The 17,803-nt window shown below is 54.4% G+C and carries 12 protein-coding genes; 10 read left to right on the top strand and 2 right to left on the bottom strand.

Features of this window, described 5'->3' with window-relative positions; translation table 11 throughout:
- The first annotated feature begins 37 nt into the window (after positions 1-37).
- The 6 genes from ubiH to ACRRUX_RS00875 all read left to right on the top strand — a co-directional run bounded on the left by ubiH (position 38) and on the right by ACRRUX_RS00875 (position 9,565).
- Positions 38-1,264, top strand: a complete 1,227-nt coding sequence (gene ubiH / locus ACRRUX_RS00900) for a 2-octaprenyl-6-methoxyphenyl hydroxylase (protein ID WP_432526315.1) — start codon at positions 38-40, stop codon at positions 1,262-1,264.
- 16 nt (positions 1,265-1,280) lie between these two features.
- Positions 1,281-2,495: an FAD-dependent monooxygenase gene (locus tag ACRRUX_RS00895; RefSeq protein WP_432526313.1), complete on the top strand. Its 1,215-nt coding sequence runs from the start codon at positions 1,281-1,283 to the stop codon at positions 2,493-2,495.
- Between the two features lie 283 nt (positions 2,496-2,778).
- Positions 2,779-3,873 (top strand): glycine cleavage system aminomethyltransferase GcvT, encoded by a 1,095-nt coding sequence (gcvT, locus tag ACRRUX_RS00890; protein ID WP_432526311.1) that lies wholly within the window; start codon positions 2,779-2,781, stop codon positions 3,871-3,873.
- Positions 3,874-3,900: 27 nt separating this feature from the next.
- Entirely contained in the window at positions 3,901-4,290 is a 390-nt protein-coding gene (gcvH, locus tag ACRRUX_RS00885; RefSeq protein ID WP_432526310.1) for a glycine cleavage system protein GcvH, read from the top strand.
- 100 nt (positions 4,291-4,390) lie between these two features.
- Positions 4,391-7,282 (top strand): aminomethyl-transferring glycine dehydrogenase, encoded by a 2,892-nt coding sequence (gene gcvP, locus ACRRUX_RS00880; RefSeq protein WP_432526309.1) that lies wholly within the window; start codon positions 4,391-4,393, stop codon positions 7,280-7,282.
- 285 nt (positions 7,283-7,567) lie between these two features.
- Entirely contained in the window at positions 7,568-9,565 is a 1,998-nt protein-coding gene (locus ACRRUX_RS00875; RefSeq protein WP_432526308.1) for a methyl-accepting chemotaxis protein, read from the top strand.
- Positions 9,566-10,904: 1,339 nt separating this feature from the next.
- Here ACRRUX_RS00875 and ACRRUX_RS00870 read toward each other — a convergent pair.
- A complete protein-coding gene (locus tag ACRRUX_RS00870; protein WP_432526307.1) occupies positions 10,905-11,780 on the bottom strand; it encodes a winged helix-turn-helix domain-containing protein in 876 nt (291 codons plus the stop codon).
- A gap of 419 nt (positions 11,781-12,199) precedes the next feature.
- On the opposite strand from ACRRUX_RS00870, the gene ACRRUX_RS00865 reads away from it, so the two are divergent.
- Positions 12,200-12,454 (top strand): hypothetical protein, encoded by a 255-nt coding sequence (locus ACRRUX_RS00865; protein ID WP_432526306.1) that lies wholly within the window; start codon positions 12,200-12,202, stop codon positions 12,452-12,454.
- A gap of 201 nt (positions 12,455-12,655) precedes the next feature.
- On the opposite strand, the gene ACRRUX_RS00860 is transcribed toward ACRRUX_RS00865, so the two are convergent.
- Complete coding sequence (locus ACRRUX_RS00860) at positions 12,656-13,798, bottom strand: putative sulfate/molybdate transporter (protein WP_432526305.1); 1,143 nt, start codon at positions 13,796-13,798, stop codon at positions 12,656-12,658.
- 681 nt (positions 13,799-14,479) lie between these two features.
- On the opposite strand from ACRRUX_RS00860, the gene ACRRUX_RS00855 reads away from it, so the two are divergent.
- The 3 genes from ACRRUX_RS00855 to phrB are packed head-to-tail and all read left to right on the top strand — an operon-like array spanning position 14,480 to position 17,779.
- A complete protein-coding gene (locus tag ACRRUX_RS00855; RefSeq protein ID WP_432526303.1) occupies positions 14,480-15,436 on the top strand; it encodes a YbgA family protein in 957 nt (318 codons plus the stop codon).
- On the top strand, positions 15,426-16,283 hold the full coding sequence (locus ACRRUX_RS00850; RefSeq protein ID WP_432526302.1) for a MerR family transcriptional regulator: 858 nt from the start codon (positions 15,426-15,428) through the stop codon (positions 16,281-16,283). The genes ACRRUX_RS00855 and ACRRUX_RS00850 overlap by 11 nt, the downstream gene beginning before the upstream one ends.
- Positions 16,280-17,779 (top strand): deoxyribodipyrimidine photo-lyase, encoded by a 1,500-nt coding sequence (gene phrB / locus ACRRUX_RS00845; protein ID WP_432526300.1) that lies wholly within the window; start codon positions 16,280-16,282, stop codon positions 17,777-17,779. Before ACRRUX_RS00850 ends, phrB begins: the two co-directional genes overlap by 4 nt.
- The last annotated feature ends 24 nt before the right edge of the window (positions 17,780-17,803 follow it).

Here is a 17,803-nt window from a genome sequence, read left to right as displayed (position 1 = left end):
GAAGGCGCAGTGATGACTGTGCAGCAGCAAACCGTTTATGAGCAGTGAAATTATCATCCCGCATTATGATGTTGTGATTGTCGGCGGTGCCATGACAGGTGCCACCCTGGCGTTAGGACTGGCGGCACTGAAAAGGCCGGATGGTCAGGCCCTTAACATCGCGCTGGTGGAAGCCTTTGTCGTGGAGGATGCCCATCCCGGTTTTGATGCCCGTGCCATTGCGTTGTCCCACGGCTCTATTCATCAATTATCCCGGCTGGGCCTGTGGCCAGCACTCAGTCATCTGGGTACCGACATCAAGAGTATCCATGTATCTGATCGCGGCCATTTTGGTATGACCCGGCTGGATGCTGCGGCTTTCCATGTCCCTGCCTTTGGTCAGGTGGTTGAACTGGCTCAGGTTGGCCAGGTGCTCGATCGTGCCCTGAAGCGCAGCAACATCAGGTATTACTGCCCAGATGCGTTGCAATCGCTTGACAGTCAGGCAGATTTCCATGAATTGACACTGGCTTCTGGCAGCCGCTTACGGGCCGATTTGCTGGTGGCCGCCGACGGCGCCCACTCTGCGGTGCGCAAAGCGTTTAATTTGCCGCTGCAGCAAACTGATTTTGGACAAAGTGCGGTGATCGCCAATATTGCCGTGACTGAGGGCAAACCCGGCATGGCCTGGGAGCGATTCACTGACACAGGTCCGCTGGCATTATTGCCCATGGCGCCTGTGGAGGGGCTGCAGCGGCTGTCTGTGGTGTGGGCCCTGACTCATGACGACGCAAGCCGCGTGATGGCACTGGATGACCAGGCATTTTTGCAGCAGTTGCAGCAGGCCTTTGGCTATCGCGCCGGGCGTTTTGTGCAAACCGGCAGCCGTCACTGTTATCCGCTGACGCTGGGTGTGATGTCCAGACCGGCCTTCCATCGCTGTGTATTTATCGGCAACGCCGCCCAGACGCTGCATCCCATTGCCGGTCAGGGATTCAATCTGGGGCTCAGAGATGTGATTGACCTGCTGGATTGCATCAAACATGAGTTGGACGCGGACAATGTGCTTGGCAGCGCCAGCCTTATTCACAGTTACTTGCGTGCCCGCGAGCAGGACAGGCAATCGACTGTACGCAATATCGAGTTTCTGGTTCGGGGCTTCTCCAACGATTATTTGCCTTTGGTCGCCGGGCGCAATCTTGGGCTCAGATTACTATCCTGGGTGCCGCCCCTGAAAGCGCCGCTGGCGCAGGTGGCGATGGGCTGGCGGGAAAGTCAGGTTTAGGACAAGGAATACAATAATGATAACGACGCAAACCTATGATGTTGCCATCGTTGGCGGTGGCATGGTGGGACTGGCAACTGCCTGTGGGCTGGCTGAGGCCGGCGTTAAAACCCTGGTGATTGATGCCGGTCGCAGCGAAGCGGTCAACGGTCACCCCAGACTTCGGGTCAGTGCCATCAATCAGGCCAGTCGGCGGTTGCTGACCAATCTTGGTGCCTGGCAGTATCTTGATGCCGATCGCACCGGCCCTTATCGCCGCATGGAAGTGTGGGATAAAGATGGCCTGGGCAAAATTCAGTTTGATGCACAAAGCCTGTCGGAATCTGCACTCGGTGCCATTGTCGAAAATGATGCCATCGCCTATGCCCTGAGCAAGCGGGCGGCTGAACTGGCTGAGCTGACCCATCTGGAAAATGTCAGCATGGAGCGGCTGGCGTTTGGCGAGCGTGAAGCCTGGCTGACCCTGAGTAACGGCGAGCAGGTGAGCGCAGCGCTGGTGGTGGCGGCAGATGGTGCGCAATCCCAGGTGCGCAGTTTGTGCCAAATTCCGCTGACCTTCTGGGACTATGGCCACCATGCCATAGTGGCAACCGTGCGCACTGAATTGCCTCACGGCGATACTGCCCGCCAGGCGTTTTTAGGTGATGGTGTACTGGCGTTTTTACCGCTGCATGATCCCCATTTATGCTCCATTGTCTGGTCAGTTTCCCCTGAGCAGGCGGCTGGGCTGCTCAGTACTGATGATGACGAATTTGGTAAACGCTTGACCGTTGCCATGGATGGACGCATGGGGCTTTGCACTCTGGCCGGAGACAAGCAGCGTCAGTCGTTCCCGCTGAGAATGCGCTATGCGCGCCATTTTGCCCGCCATCGTTTGCTGCTGGCCGGTGATGCTGCCCATACCATACATCCGTTGGCCGGGCAGGGCGTGAATCTGGGCTTCCTTGATGCCGGAGCCATTATAGATACCGTGACTGAGCTCAAACAAAGCGGCAAGGATATCGGCGAGTATCGTCATTTGCGTGCGCTGGAGCGTGCCCGTAAAGCCGATGCGCTGGAGATGATCGCGGCGATGGAAGGATTCAGACAGCTGTTTGCCGGCAGCAATCCCATCAAGCGTGCGATCCGTGATTTGGGGCTGAACCTGGTGGATTCAGTTTCTCCTCTGAAAACACTGTTCATCCAACAGGCCATGGGCAAGAAATCAGGGCTGCCAGCGCTGTGCCGCTGATCGGCGCTAACCCAGCAGTGACGGGGCATGGCTGCAATACCAGTCATTGCGCCCTGAGAATAACTAATCAATCGCATTATTTTAACTAATGAATAACCGTGATCAGCTAAACATCTTTTTGTATACAAAAGCATAACCAGCGGTATAATTTTGCCGCATTTCCAGAGCAGGTTGTTTCTGTCATTGCTGAGTTTTAGCGCAGATGACCCCGCCCTCAAATTGGGGGCGACAATAACAGGCGAAGACCTGATGAGATGACCTCAGACCCATAGAAGGGATTACAATGGCTAATAAAACTGTACTCTACAGCAAGCACCTCGAAGCCGGTGCCAAGATGGTCGATTTCCATGGTTGGGACATGCCCCTGAACTATGGCTCACAGATTGAAGAGCACCATGCCGTGCGTCAGGACGCCGGCATGTTCGATGTCTCCCACATGACAGTGGTGGATTTGATCGGCAGCGGCACCAAAGCCTTCCTGCAGCGCCTGCTGGCCAATGATGTGGCCAAGCTCAAGGTGCCCGGCAAGGCGCTATACAGCGGCATGCTCAACCAGCAGGCCGGTGTTATCGATGACCTTATCACTTATTACCTCAGCGACGATTTCTACCGCGTCGTGGTCAACTCCGCGACCCGTGAAAAAGATTTGGCCTGGATCAATGAGCAGGCCAAAGGCTTTGATGTGACAGTTACCGAGCGTCCTGAACTGGCCATGATCGCCGTGCAGGGCCCCAATGCCAAAGCCAAGGCCGCGCAGGTGTTTGATGCCGCGCAAAATGCTGCTGTTGAAGGCATGAAGCCATTTTTCGGCCTGCAGGCCGGTGAGCTGTTTGTGGCTACCACAGGGTACACAGGCGAAGCCGGTTACGAGATTATTGTGCCACAGGCGCAGGCGCAGGCTTTGTGGCAGGCGCTGCTGGACGCCGGGGTGAAACCCTGCGGTCTGGGCGCCCGCGATACCCTGCGTCTTGAAGCCGGCATGAACCTTTACGGTCAGGATATGGATGAAACCGTTAACCCGCTGGCCGCCAACATGGGCTGGACCATCGCCTGGGAACCTGCTGATCGCGACTTTATCGGTCGTGAAGCCTTAACTGCCATTAAAGCAGCCGGCAGCGAGCAGCTGGTGGGGCTGGTGATGGAGACCAAAGGCGTACTGCGCCAAGGCATGACAGTATGTTTTAATGACCCGTCCGGCGCAGAGCGTCAGGGCGTGATCACCAGTGGTACTTTTTCACCGACATTAGGCTATTCTATTGCGATGGCTCGCGTCCCTGCGGGCATTGGCCAGAGTGCCGAAGTCGACGTGCGTAACAAGCGTGTCCCTGTCAGGGTGGTGTCTCCCTGCTTTGTACGCAATGGAAAACAAGCTTTCTAAAAGATAACGGAACAAGGAATTACAACAATGAGCAACATCCCAACCGAGCTGAAGTATGCCTCCTCTCATGAGTGGGTTCGTAAAGAATCAGACGGCAGCTACACAGTAGGTATTACTGAGCACGCCCAGGAGCTGCTTGGCGATATGGTGTTTGTTGAACTGCCTGAAGTGGGTGACACAGTCAGCGCCGGCGAAGATTGCGCTGTGGCTGAGTCAGTCAAGGCCGCCTCTGACATTTATGCGCCACTGTCCGGTGAAGTGCTGGCGGTGAACGAAGCGCTGGAAGATGCCCCTGAGCTGGTCAACAGCGATGCCTACGGCGATGGCTGGTTCTTCCGTATTATGCCTTCCGATACTTCTGAGCTGGACAATCTGCTGGATGCAGACGCCTATCAGGCCGTTATCGACGAAGAATAAGCTGTGCCAAAAGCAAAGCCCCCACGGGGGCTTTGTTTGTATCTGTGCCCTTTTAAAGACCGGCAATACAAGCCGGCAGTGAGATAGAACAAGGCGTATCATGACCAAGCAAACCCTTACTCAGTTAGAGCAGCATGAACTATTTATCCGCCGTCATATCGGCCCGGACGTCGCCCAGCAGCGCGATATGCTGGCCTATGTTGGTGCCGAGTCGCTGGAAGATCTGACGGCGCAGATTGTTCCTGAGTCCATCCGCCTCAAGGACGGCCTCAAGGTAGGACCTTCTTATAATGAAGCGGAAGGTTTGGCCTATATTCGCAAACTGGCAGACCAGAATCAGGTATTCAAAACCTACATAGGCATGGGCTATTACGGTACTGAAGTGCCCAATGTGATCCTGCGTAATGTGCTTGAGAATCCGGGCTGGTATACCGCCTACACCCCGTATCAGCCAGAGATTGCCCAGGGCCGTCTGGAAGCGATCCTGAACTTCCAGCACCTGTCTATCGATCTGACCGGGCTGGATCTGGCCTCGGCCTCGCTGCTGGATGAAGCCACTGCCGCTGCCGAAGCCATGGCACTGGCCAAGCGGGTGTCCAAAGCCAAAAACGCCAACGTGTTTTATGTGGCTGACGATGTATTCCCCCAGACCATAGATGTGGTCAAGACCCGCGCTGAGTGCTTTGGTTTTGATGTGGTGGTGGGACCGGCCAAAGACGCCGTTAATCATCAGGTATTCGGGGTGCTGCTGCAGTACACCAACCGCTTTGGTGAGATCAACGATTTTGCTGAGTTGATTGAGCAGCTGCATGCCCAGAAAGCCATTGTCACCGTCGCTGCCGACATTATGTCGCTGGTGCTGCTCAAATCCCCCGGCTCCATGGGCGCCGATGTGGTGTTCGGCTCAGCGCAGCGTTTTGGTGTGCCCATGGGCTTTGGTGGCCCACATGCCGCCTTCTTCGTCACCAAGGATGAGCACAAGCGCTCCATGCCGGGCCGCATTATCGGGGTGTCCAAAGATACCCGCGGCAACAAGGCACTGCGCATGGCGATGCAGACCCGTGAGCAGCATATCCGCCGCGAGAAAGCCAACTCCAACATCTGTACTGCGCAGGTGCTGCTGGCCAACATGGCGTCTTTCTATGCCGTGTATCATGGCCCAGCCGGCCTTAAGCGCATCGCATCGCGCATTCACCGTCTGGCCGACATTCTGGCCACCGGTCTTAAATCCAAAGGCGTTGAGCTGGTGAACCACAGCTGGTTTGACACCCTGACCTTCAAGGTGGCTGACAAGGCTGCCGTCATAGAACGTGCTCAGGCCGCCGGTGTGAACCTGCGTCAGGACGCTGAAGGCACGCTGGGTGTGAGTCTGGATGAAACCACTACCCGTGCCGATGTCGCCGATCTGTTTACTATCATTCTGGGCGCTGGTCATGGCCTCAAGCCAGGTTTCATCGATGATGAGCTGGTTGCCAGCGCAGTGGACACCATTCCTGCCGCGCTCAAGCGTGACACTGAATTTTTGACCCACCCGACCTTCAACAGCTATCACTCGGAAACCGAGATGATGCGGTACATCAAGCGTCTGGAAAGCAAAGATCTGGCGCTGAACTATTCGATGATTTCGCTTGGCTCCTGCACCATGAAGCTGAATGCTGCGGTGGAGATGATCCCGGTGAGCTGGCCTGAATTTGCCAATATGCATCCTTTCTGCCCGCAGGAGCAGGCCAAGGGGTATCAGCAATTGATTGGTGAACTGTCTGACTGGCTGGTGGACATCACCGGCTATGATGCAGTGTGCATGCAGCCCAACTCAGGTGCCCAGGGCGAGTACGCTGGTCTGCTGGCGATCCGCAAGTACCATGAGTCCCGCGGCGAAGGTCACAGAAATATCTGTCTTATCCCTCAGTCTGCCCACGGTACCAACCCGGCTTCAGCGCAGCTGGCGGGGATGAAAGTGGTGGTGACTGCCTGTGACAAGCAGGGCAACGTGGATTTGGACGACCTGCGCGCCAAGGCCGCCGAAGTGGCCGACAGCCTCTCCTGTGTGATGATTACTTACCCATCCACCCACGGTGTGTATGAAGAAACCGTGCGTGAGATTTGTAACATCATTCACCAGTATGGTGGTCAGGTGTATCTGGATGGCGCCAACATGAATGCTCAGGTGGGGCTGACTTCGCCGGGCTTTATCGGCGCAGACGTGTCGCACCTCAACCTGCACAAGACCTTCGCTATTCCTCATGGCGGCGGTGGTCCGGGTATGGGCCCCATTGGCGTAAAAGCGCATCTGGCGCCGTTTGTGGCTGGTCATGCGGTGGTGAAAACCGGTGCTGAGAGTCAGGACAACGGCGCAGTCTCGGCCGCGCCTTACGGCAGTGCCGGCATTCTGCCGATCAGCTGGATGTATATCCGTCTGCTGGGCAGCAAAGGTCTGGCGCAGTCCACTCAGGTGGCTATGCTGAACGCCAACTATGTGGCCAAGCGTCTGGGCGAGCACTATCCGATTTTGTACCGTGGCCGCAATGACCGTATTGCCCACGAGTGTATTATCGATTTGCGTCCGCTCAAGGAAGCCTCTGGGGTGACCGAGATGGATGTGGCCAAGCGTCTGAATGATTATGGCTTCCACGCTCCGACCATGAGCTTCCCGGTGGCCGGTACCCTGATGGTGGAGCCGACTGAGTCTGAGTCCAAGGTCGAGCTGGACAGATTTATCGATGCCATGATCGCTATCCGTCATGAAATCGCCAAAGTGGAAAGTGGTGAGTGGCCAGCGGACAACAATCCGCTGCACAATGCGCCGCACACCATGGCCGATATCATGGACCCGGCCTTTGATGCGCGCCCATACAGCCGTGAGTTGGCGGTATTCCCATCGGCGGCGGTCAAGGTCAACAAGTTCTGGCCAACGGTGAACCGTATCGATGATGTGTATGGTGACCGCAACCTGTTCTGTGCCTGCGTGCCCATGAGCGAATATCAGGATTAATCTTATCCTGCTGATCAAGGCGCCTGCGGGCGCCTTTTTGTTTAATTTTTTCCTTAAGTTAGTCACTCCAATGGCCGATAGTTTGTCAGTGGCCAGAGAGTAAAATCGGGAAATGGTTTGGGCCTGAGCGGGGATTTTGGGATTCTCTAAAGCGTGCGCCGGATAAGCCGGAATGATCCAGGCCGTTGTCGGTTTGGCGTTTGCGGCATATTGTTTTCCCACAATATCCGGATGTGCTCCGGCGCCAGGTCAGCAGGGATATGACAAAGAAGGAACTTGATTGCCATGAAAGGTGTATTTACCAATCTGAAGATTGGACATAAGTTATTAATACTGGTCGGTTTGCCGCTCACTCTGACCTGTGTGCTGGGTTGGCTTGAGGTGCATGACAGCCGGGCTGAAGTCACACAGACCAGACAAACCCTGGAAACGCTGCAGGCCTTCAGTTTGCTGGATGAGGTGGCGCACCAGTTTGCCGTGGAGCGGGGCCTGACTGCCGGTTATCTGGGTTCGGGTGGCGATGCCGGGATCAGACAAAAACTGGATGAGCAACGTCAGCAGGCAGACAAGGCGCAGCGGGCGCTGAACGGCTTTTCCCCATCTTACATCGACAGCGAATTGTGGCAGGCGTCGCTGCACAATCTCTCTGAGACGTTCAACAGCAAATCTTCGTTCAGGCTGCAGGTTGACTCTCTTGCACCGACTTCTTCCCCGTTTGACTATTATTCCGGTTTGAATAAGCACGCATTGTTGGCTGCGGGCACGGTATCGACTCAATCCCGCGATCCGCTGGCTTCCAGGGAGCTCAATGCTTTGCTGTCTTTGGCACTGATGAAGGAAAAAGCGGGGCAATCCCGCGGAGCACTGAATGGCATATTTGCCAAAAGCAGGGTAGAGCTTGATGGTTACGCCCGGGTGCAAAGTTACATTGATGAGTTTAATTTCGCCGCAGATGCGGTGGCCACCGCGCTGCCCGGCAAAGAACTGAGTGGCTTTATGGCGCTGGCCAATGATCCTGCCTGGTCGAAAATCCGCGAAATAGAGCAGAATTTTCTGACACAGAAAGACCATCTCGGACAGATCAAAGGACCGACGCCACAGGAGTGGTTTCCTTTGGCAACCCAGCGTATCAGTCAACTCAATCAATTCAAAAATGCCAGTCTGGCAGTGCTGTCAGAGCGATTGGAGCAGTCGGCGACGGCGGCAAGTCGTTACAGCTGGAGTATGATGTTGGTATTGACCCTGGTGATCCTGCTTATCCTGATCAGCTCCTTTTACAGTGTGACTTCCATTAACCAGCGAGTCAGAGAGTTGGGAGCGAGACTCAAGGCCATGGTAAAAAACCGTGATCTCTCCGTGCAACTGGGGCTGGGACATGGCGATGAGATTGGCGAAATTGAGCAGGATATCGACAGTTTTGTGGCGGCTATCCGCAGTGTGCTCAATGACGCAGTGCAGTTGGCTGCCCGCGCCGATGAATCACTCAATGTGCTGAGTGAAAAAGCACGGCGGGATGTTGAGCTGTCACGTCAGACCTCCGCAAAATGCGAGACGCTGGCCGCTGCGATGACAGAAATGTCACACAGCAGTGACGATGTGGCTGGGTTTGCACTGCAGGTCGAGGGAGCCACAGAGGTGGCAGAAAATTACACCAATGACGCGGTCAAGTCCGGTGAAACTTCCGCCCATACCTCGACCAGCCTGATTGCCAGCATTGATACCACCTTCGGCATGATGGAGTCGCTGCAAAAGCAGACCACCAATGTGAAGGCGATCCTGGACAATATTACCGGCATCTCGGAGCAAACCAATTTGCTGGCATTGAATGCGGCCATTGAAGCTGCGCGGGCGGGGGAAATGGGGCGGGGTTTTGCCGTGGTGGCCGATGAAGTGCGTAATCTGGCTCAGCGCAGTAAGCGCTCAACCGAAGAGATTGCGGTGATGCTGGATGAGATCCGCCAGAATGCCGAGTCTTCCTTCTCCAATATGCAGCAGAGTCGCAGTGCCAGTTATGAGACGCAGCAGGCGGTGGAAACATCCCGGGTTTCGCTGGCGCAGCTGAAGACCAATATTGGCGATATGGCCAGCAAGAATGCCGGTATCGCCGAGTCTGCCAGACAACAGGCGTTAACCTTTGCCAGCGTGTCTCAGGAGTTGGAGTCTTTGGTGTCCATTGCGGTTGAATCCAGTGATGGTTCGGAATTGATCGACCATGATTTGCAGGCGCTGCGCAAGATGATGCACTCGCTGGCCGGCAATATCGCTCAGTTCAAAACAGCCTGAGATACTCCTGACATCCTACCGGATATTGACCTGAGCAGGCCCCTGAACAGACTTCAGGGGCTCATTCATTTTGTTGCTGGCAATATGACTGGCTTATTCGGACAAGCCGGGCTGGTATTACGGGGGGGATATGTCGACAAACAGACTTGCTTCCGGATTGATTGGAACAAAGCCGAGAAATGCAGGAACAACATAGATTGCCATCGTTGAATCAGCACTCCGTCAGTCCTGAATACCTCTCAATGTCACTGTCAGGATCTGTATTGGTTTGGGCTGAATCCTGAAACCGGAATATCTTTCAAACACAGCGATTATCTTTTTTTAAACTTTATCTAGTTGATTCTATTGGTATCAGGTTCTGATCATAAAGATTAACGTCCGCCCTTGCCGGATTGATTGGTGATCCTTTCCCTGCGCAAATTTATTCAAAAAGTATCAGATTCTTTTCAAGCAATTTGGGACAACTGATGCCACATTGCCACTCAATACAAACCATTATCACTACAGATAACCATAAGCGTTCGGCCAACAAATAATCCCAATATGTCCGAAAGCAAAAAACAGATGACAAAGGATAAAGCGCAGAAGGCGTGAGCGGAGCATGATCTGAGTCAGTTTCTGCGGAGTTGAGATGTCGCATTAAGTTAAGCGTTCATGTTGCGCCGGACAGCGTGCGACAGCGCTTACCCGGGACACAATGTCGGATACCGCTGTTCCGGAAGAATAAGCTTCGGATAAAGAGACCCAGGGTGAAGAAACTGCGCTTTGGTTGTTCCAGTGAAACAGACTGGCTGTTATCGGCGCCGCTATTGTTATCCAATCGGATGGCAAGGTTGCGGTTGGTAACAGAGACCAAAATGCAGCACTCACTAAAAGTTGTCAGCAGAAGCTGTAACAGAAGCCCGATTGGGTGCAGTCGCAGTATGGAATTGGATTTTTTACAGGCGTTTATTTTTGTCTGCTTTAAAGGTTAGGTTGTGGTCTGAACGGTATCCGGGCGCCACACTCGGGTTCAGGCCACACTTTTTATTGCTGCAGGCATTGAGTTGGGGGGGGATGACAGGGTTCATTAGAGCGTCGCAAACAGTCAACTCAGCGGCCCTGTTAGCAGGTGTTGACTGACTTTTTTGCGCACTCCCTGAACTTAACCCTTCGATTCCCGCCCTGAATTGACGCAAGCCTGGTAAGGTTGATGTATCCATCAATACCTGAGGTTATTTGGCTACAGGCTATACAGGCTATACAGGCTATACAGGCAACAGTGAGGTTTCTGTGTAGCTGCGCGCCGCGCCAATCAACACTAAATACACCAATGCAGGCAATCGTTGATTGGGTCGCGCTATTTCACGGCATCAAAGATTGAATCACCCCGACAGATGACCTCTGAGTCCCTGGTCATTCTGAATTGCCATTGACTGTGGCCCGTCATGCGGTTGTGACTGACAAAATACAGCGTCAGCTCCGAATCCACATAGCCTCCGGCATCCTGATAGGACAGATTGTCAACGATAGGTTGGGTGAGATCGTCGCCCAATGACATGGTGAACTGAGGTTGAATAAGCCGATATTTTCCCTGATCTTTATGAATAACAACATCATACCTGCGTTGACTGTCGGTGCAGACAGGTTGACCGAATTTATTCAGCACACTGTCTCTGACCTTGAGCTGCAGCATTACCTGCCAGGTGCCAACATAGTCGTTATGTTGGGGTTCAGACTTTGCCATCACCATATACAGGACTAATCCTATAACCGACGCTGACAGGACTGTCAGCGCAATCAAACAAAGCGGCGACAGTCGCTTGCCCGGTTTAACCACTGCGCTGTGAAACGGCTCGATATCGACAGGTATCCCGGATGCTTCAGCAGATTGGTGCAGGAAGGTTGAGGCATCAGCCTGAGTGACCTCTGCGCTCAAGCAAAAACCCCGTCCATGAACTGTGGTGATGAGATCCCGTCTGGCACCGAGGGTTCCCAGAAATTTACGGGTATCGGAGATCAGCCTTGATAAAGAGGCTTCAGTCACTATGGTGTCTGGCCACAATATGTCCATCAATTCCTGTTTGCTTACCATCTCCGGGCTGGCATTGGCGAGTACCTCCAGCAGTTGGAGCTGACGAGCCTCGATGGCGACAACTTTGCCCTCAAACAACAACTGGTTGGTATCCACTAAAAGGGTAAACCCTGAAAACGTCAGTGCTTTGGGATCTGACATGGCATTACCTGTCTCTTTTTGGTGGTTTGTATCGACCGAAATGATTGTGTGTATGACTTTAGGCTGAGCGGCAACAGTGTCGCGCGATTAAATGTTGCAAGTCAATTGCAGCTTGAATGCAAATGGTCTTTATTTGCATCAATATATTACGGCGTGACTCGGGATTTTTGGGTTTTTATATTTAAAGTCAATTGATTGTGGAATGTTTAAAGCCTGATGCGGCTATTTTTACAGCTATCTGTTAAAGGTATTTAATTCAGATGCTTATGCTTTTAGTGTTAAATTTTTAAGACACTTTAGCCATATTGGGTGAGCTCAACTAGGCTTTATGTACTTTAGCTGTAAATCAGAAAGTCTTTCATATGGCCTGGGACTTTCAGGTTTACAGAAGTCTAGAAACTCCCTGAAAGGAATACCTCATGATGGTGAAATTCCCCCTGCTGGTGATTGGCAGTCTGGTTGGCATCAGTGTGCTGATGTCTGCTTATGGGCAGGATAAAAAGGTACCGGCAAGCCAGTGTCCTCAGGTCATTGAACATGTGAAATTTGTTCAGGGAGGCAAATCACCCGGTCAGGCTGCACTGATGGCCGAATGCAAGGTGGCTTCGGATGAAGAGCGCGGCTGCCTGATGGCGGCATCCACCCGAGTGCAACTGGCCCAGTGTTTCAGATAGTCCGGGGATCCGCTCATCAAGATGTCAGGGAAAACTGCGCAGGCCAAACGCTTTGCACGCTATTATTTCAGCCAATCAAAGCTATTCCTGAATAAAAGGGGATTGTTTCCTGTTGAGTAGATAAGGTCAGCATTGATATTGCAGTGAACTTCGCAGCGCCAATGCCTGACAGATTGACTTTGCAGAGATTCAGAGACGCTGTCATTGAACGGATGCCCTGCGTCCCAGCCGTCTTGCCTGCTCCAGCAATATGCCAACAGCCAAACCTGCAGCAGCATTTACCAACAGACTGGCCGCTGCCGTGGACAGTATGACAAAAATGCAGAATGGTTTGCCATCCAGCAGCCGTTTGGACCAGGCCAGCTGCATACCGGCAGTTGCCAGCAAGCTGCCCAGCACCGCCATCGGGATCATCCCAAGCCAATAACTCACCTCATTGCCCCAGAGTATGGCCACTGCGATACAGGCGCCACCGAACATTACCGGTGCCCGCCAGGTTCGGGCGCCAAAGTGGGTTTGCACTGTCATGCCGCCGGCGCCGTGGCACATGGCAATTCCGCCCAGTGGCGATAGTAACAGATTGGCAAGGCCTGATGTGGTGGCAAACCGCGCAGGAGAGAATCTTTTGGCATCTTCTGGAAAGGTTTCCTTGCCGATCACCGAAGCGGCAATAACGGCATTGGTTAAGGTCAGTGCCAGCTGCGGGAGCACCAGCAATCCTGCGGCGCTGAACCATTCATCAGTTGTTGGCCAGCCAAATTGCAGATCTGCCAGCGAGCCAGACACCGGCAGAGTATTGATATCGCCTGCGAAGTACTGCCAGAGCATGCCCAGCAGCAATACGGCCGGCATCATCAGATAGGTCATGGGCAACCAGCGGCTCACATACAGCAGCACCAGCGCCGTCAGGCCCAGCCACAGGGTTTCATCCATCATCCCAAGTCCGAGCCACAACAACTGCAATCCAATAGCCAGCTGAATGCCGACGCTGACCGCCTGCGACAGTTGTTTTGCCAGCCAGCCAATGGCGCCGCTTGCCGCCAACAGCAGCAGAATGACGCCCATCATCATGGCACTGGCCTGCATCATGCCGGGTGTCAGCTGCATACTGATCACCAGGGCGGCGATGACTTTCATTGGCTGAGTGGCTACCGGCCGGCGGTAAACCAGGGCTGTCAGCAATGCAAACAGGCCAAAGCCCAGGAAAATACCCGGCGCGTTGAATTGATTGATGGCGATAAGGCCAAGTACCAAAGGCAGGAAAGTTCCCAGATCAGCAAAAGCGCCACAGCTTTCTGCCAACAGCGGATGAGAAGGTTTGGAAGACGAAACGTTGGATTGCATAAAGATTGCCGGAAACACAGATACCCAGCGTCAGCAAATTTGATGCCAAAATATTAGCGAGATTTACGAAGGATTCCGACGAATACTTCCCACCGCTCTTTCACTGGCAAGACAGATTGACCCAGGCAGCCACTGTGCGCCGCCTCTTGTCCCGTTTGTCTGCCTGTTATTGGCCATAAAAAATCGTCAGATACCGCTTATTGGTGCCCGATGTCCATCTGCACGGGAATGTTTGCAGGCCGCTCACATCATTGCCTGCACCTTCTTTACCTGACGGCGGGTTCTGAGCTGTACGGCAGCTGTTGTGTGCTGAGCGGTTTACTTTCTATAACGCCGGCTTTGGAAACGTAAAGTTGCCATGGTACAGCTCGTTGCGGGTAACCGGATCTGAACTGCCAATCAGCCAGGTTGCAGGCTGTCAGTGACAGGTAAAACGCCGTTAGCGGCTAGCCTTTACGGCTTAACTTACTGAATCTTCTCCGATAGTAGCCAACTGCTCAGAATTTCAATGGTGAAATTATCTTGATGGGTTTTGTCTGTCATCTCTGCGCCGGCCTGTTGCCTCAGCTGATACGGCACTGATTGGTTGATTGTTTTAACCTTATTCAAAAACTTGTACATAATTGTGATCTCTGTACAGGTATGGTGCGTATGGAGAGTCATCAAGCAAGGGAGGTGTACATGACAGGCTTTGATCCCAAAACCATTAAAATAGGAATAAGCGCTTGCCTGCTGGGACAAAATGTCCGCTTTGACGGTGGTCACAAACGTTCCGCTTATTGCACGGACGAGCTGCAGCGCTTTTTCGAATTTCAGCCCATTTGTCCTGAGATGGCCATTGGATTGGGAGCGCCCAGAAAGAGCATCAGACAGGTTCGGCACGGTGACGAAATTCTGCTGCAGAGTGCCGATGGCAGCCTGGATGTCACAGAGCCCATGATGGCCTTTTGTCGGGATACGTTGCCACAACTGGCACATCTTGGCGGCTATCTGCTGTGCGCCAAATCGCCATCCTGTGGCATGGAGCGGGTGCTTGAGTATGCGCCGGGCAGCAACAACGCGGGCAAAACCGGAACAGGTGTGTTCGCCAGAGCGCTGATGAGCCGTTATCCCGAATTGCCGGTAGAAGAAACCGGACGATTGCATGACATGGTGCTGAGGGAAAACTTCTTTACCCGGGTATACGCCTATCACGACTGGCAAACTCTCAGGTCCGAGGGCCTGACCAGACACAAGCTGGTGCAGTTTCACTCCCGTTACAAGTACCTGCTGATGGCACATCATCCGCACAATTACCGTTTACTTGGCCCCATGATTGCCAATCCGGATGATGATATCGAGCGGCAGGCGCAGGCCTATTTCTCCCTGTTTATGGCGACGCTGAAACACCATGCCACCCGCCGCAATCACACCAGCACGCTGCAACATATCCAGGGTTACTTTAAGAAGATGCTGTCCAAGGCGCAAAAAGCCGAGCTGAGCGACGCCATCCTTGAGTATCGCGAAGGTCTGCAGCCACTGCTGGTGCCTATCACCCTGATCAATCACTACCTGCGGGAATTTCCCAATCCCTATATCCAGGAGCAGGTTTATCTCAAACCGCATCCTCAGGAGCTGAAGCTGAGATATGGATATTGAGAGCAAACTGACCATAGGTGATGTCGCCCGAATGACAGGAGTCAATCCGGTCACCCTGAGGGCCTGGCAGCGGCGTTTTGGCTTGCTTGCACCCACACGCACACCCAAGGGCCACAGGTTGTATTCAGATGCGGATGTGCAGCGTATTGAAGCCATTCTGAGCTGGCTGGCTAAAGGCGTGGCAATCAGCAAGGTGAAACCTCTGCTCAGTCAGGGGGCGCCGGCAACGACCGAACAGCCTGATGAATGGCAAGGTCATATCCGGCAATTGGACAGCGCGGTACTGGCACTCAACAGTATGCAACTGCACCGCGTACTGGATGATGTCTCGGCGCTGTATCCGTTCAGGGTACTGCTGCGCCATTTGCTGCAGCCCTGGCTGACACAGCTACCGCTGCTGCTCAGTGAGCGGCCCGATGGCGGCCTGCTGACACAGTGGGTGCACGGTCAGCTGTGGCAGCGGCTGTCGGCAATACAGATGAGCAGGCGGGGTCCCCTGAGCGCCCGGGTGGTGTTGCTGGCATCGGCAGACGACAGCGGGCCGGCAATCCTGGCCGGGCTTGAACTGGCAGCGCAGAACATTGGCTGGTGGCTGCTGTCTTTGTCGGAGGCTGAGCAGTTACCGCTGCTGGCCGGGCGCATGCCGCTGGATGGGCTGGTGCTGGCGGCACCGGCGTCGATGAATGCCTCGCAGCAGCAGGTATTGACCCGGTCCGTTGCAGCAATGGGCTTACCTCTGCTGTGCTGTGGTCAGTTTGCGTCACTTTACGCCCGGCAGCCCGGCTGGCAAATCATCAGCAGCGGCGAGTTGACTGCGAAACTGATATTAACGGGAGAGCAACAATGAAAACCAATTCCCTGATGTGGTTTCGTACGGATTTACGGCTGACGGATAACGCGGCTTTATGTGCGGCGGTGGCTGCAGCCCGTTCACAGGGCGGACAGGTTCATGCACTTTTTTGTGTAACACCGGCGCAGTGGGAGCTGCATGATATGGCCGCCATCCAGCTGGATTTTATCGAGCGCCATGTCAACCTGTTGGCCCGCTCACTGGCGGCGCTGGGGATCCCCCTGCATGTGTTGCATCTGGCGGATTTTGCTGCGCTCCCTCAGGCGATATCCGATCTTTGCCGACAACTGCAAATTGGTGCTCTCTTCGCTCACGCAGAGCCTGAAATCAACGAGATCGTCAGAGATAACAAAGTCGCCTCAGCACTGCAGCGTGACGGTGTCAGCTTTGAGCTGTTCGCAGGACATTGCCTGCAGCCTCCGGGGGCCGTACTTAATCAGTCGGGACAGATGTTCAGGGTGTTCACGCCGTTTGCCAGAGTCTGGCGCCGTCAGCTGCTGGCATTGCCCTGCCTGCCATTGGCTGTTCCCGAGCCTGTGGGGGCCGCGTTGCCGGACCCTGCGCCGGTGAGTTTCAATGATACTCGCACTAACGTTATCCCCCAAAGCAGTGCGCTGTGGCAGGCGGGAGAAGGGCATGCCCGGCGGTTGTTGATGACCTTTGTTGACTCTGAGCTGGCGAATTACCATGAGCAGCGGGATTTCCCGGCGATGGAGGGGACCTCGGCTCTGTCCCCCTACCTGGCCATTGGTGTACTCAGCCCCCGCCAGTGTCTCGCCGCTGTGCTGCTGCGCTATCCCGAAGCCCTGATGGAAGGAGGCGGGTGGGCCAGCCGCGGCGCGTATATCTGGCTGACTGAGCTGTGCTGGCGCGACTTTTATCGTCATCTGCTGGTGGCCTTTCCAACACTCTGTAAGGGACAAAATTTCAACTCTCTGGCCGACGCCATTGTATGGCGCAATGACCAGCAGGAATTTCAGCGCTGGTGTGAGGGCGCTACTGGTTATCCCATCGTCGATGCGGCGATGCGGCAATTGAATCAAACCGGCTGGATGCACAACCGCCTGCGCATGATAGTCGCCAGCTTCCTGACCAAACATCTGCTTATCGACTGGCGCTGGGGAGAACGATACTTCCGCCGTCAGCTTATCGATGGCGATCTGGCGGCCAACAACGGTGGCTGGCAGTGGTCTGCCGGCACCGGGTGTGATGCGCAGCCTTATTTCCGCATATTTAATCCCATCAGTCAGAGCGAGAAGTTTGATCCTGAAGGCAAATTCATCCGTAAATGGCTGCCACAGCTATCGCAGGTGGCGACCTTGGCGCTGCACCGGGCGGATATTCACGGGGCGGATTTGTTTGCATCCGGGCCGGATTATCCAAGGCCAGTGGTGGAGCACCGCGCCGCGCGGGAGCGGGCATTGATCGCCTTGGGCGTCATGAAGCGGGCGTCTGCTTCAACTATCACCCCGGCGGCCAGGAGAGCGGGATGATGCAATCAGGGACTAAGGGAGCAA

It is taken from the genome of Shewanella sp. GXUN23E (assembly GCF_050865035.1).
Classification (GTDB): Bacteria; Pseudomonadota; Gammaproteobacteria; order Enterobacterales; family Shewanellaceae; genus Shewanella.
Note: the sequence above shows the minus strand (reverse complement) of the source record. Positions and strands in the feature narration are given on the sequence as shown.

Excerpts from the sequence above, each read along its gene's own strand:
- ubiH (WP_432526315.1), top strand. The coding sequence starts at position 38 with ATGAGCAGTGAAATTATCATCCCGCATTATGATGTTGTGATTGTCGGC.
- ACRRUX_RS00895 (WP_432526313.1), top strand. The coding sequence starts at position 1,281 with ATGATAACGACGCAAACCTATGATGTTGCCATCGTTGGCGGTGGCATG.
- gcvT (WP_432526311.1), top strand. The coding sequence starts at position 2,779 with ATGGCTAATAAAACTGTACTCTACAGCAAGCACCTCGAAGCCGGTGCC.
- gcvH (WP_432526310.1), top strand. The coding sequence starts at position 3,901 with ATGAGCAACATCCCAACCGAGCTGAAGTATGCCTCCTCTCATGAGTGG.
- gcvP (WP_432526309.1), top strand. The coding sequence starts at position 4,391 with ATGACCAAGCAAACCCTTACTCAGTTAGAGCAGCATGAACTATTTATC.
- ACRRUX_RS00875 (WP_432526308.1), top strand. The coding sequence starts at position 7,568 with ATGAAAGGTGTATTTACCAATCTGAAGATTGGACATAAGTTATTAATA.
- ACRRUX_RS00870 (WP_432526307.1), bottom strand. The coding sequence starts at position 11,780 with ATGTCAGATCCCAAAGCACTGACGTTTTCAGGGTTTACCCTTTTAGTG.
- ACRRUX_RS00865 (WP_432526306.1), top strand. The coding sequence starts at position 12,200 with ATGATGGTGAAATTCCCCCTGCTGGTGATTGGCAGTCTGGTTGGCATC.
- ACRRUX_RS00860 (WP_432526305.1), bottom strand. The coding sequence starts at position 13,798 with ATGCAATCCAACGTTTCGTCTTCCAAACCTTCTCATCCGCTGTTGGCA.
- ACRRUX_RS00855 (WP_432526303.1), top strand. The coding sequence starts at position 14,480 with ATGACAGGCTTTGATCCCAAAACCATTAAAATAGGAATAAGCGCTTGC.
- ACRRUX_RS00850 (WP_432526302.1), top strand. The coding sequence starts at position 15,426 with ATGGATATTGAGAGCAAACTGACCATAGGTGATGTCGCCCGAATGACA.
- phrB (WP_432526300.1), top strand. The coding sequence starts at position 16,280 with ATGAAAACCAATTCCCTGATGTGGTTTCGTACGGATTTACGGCTGACG.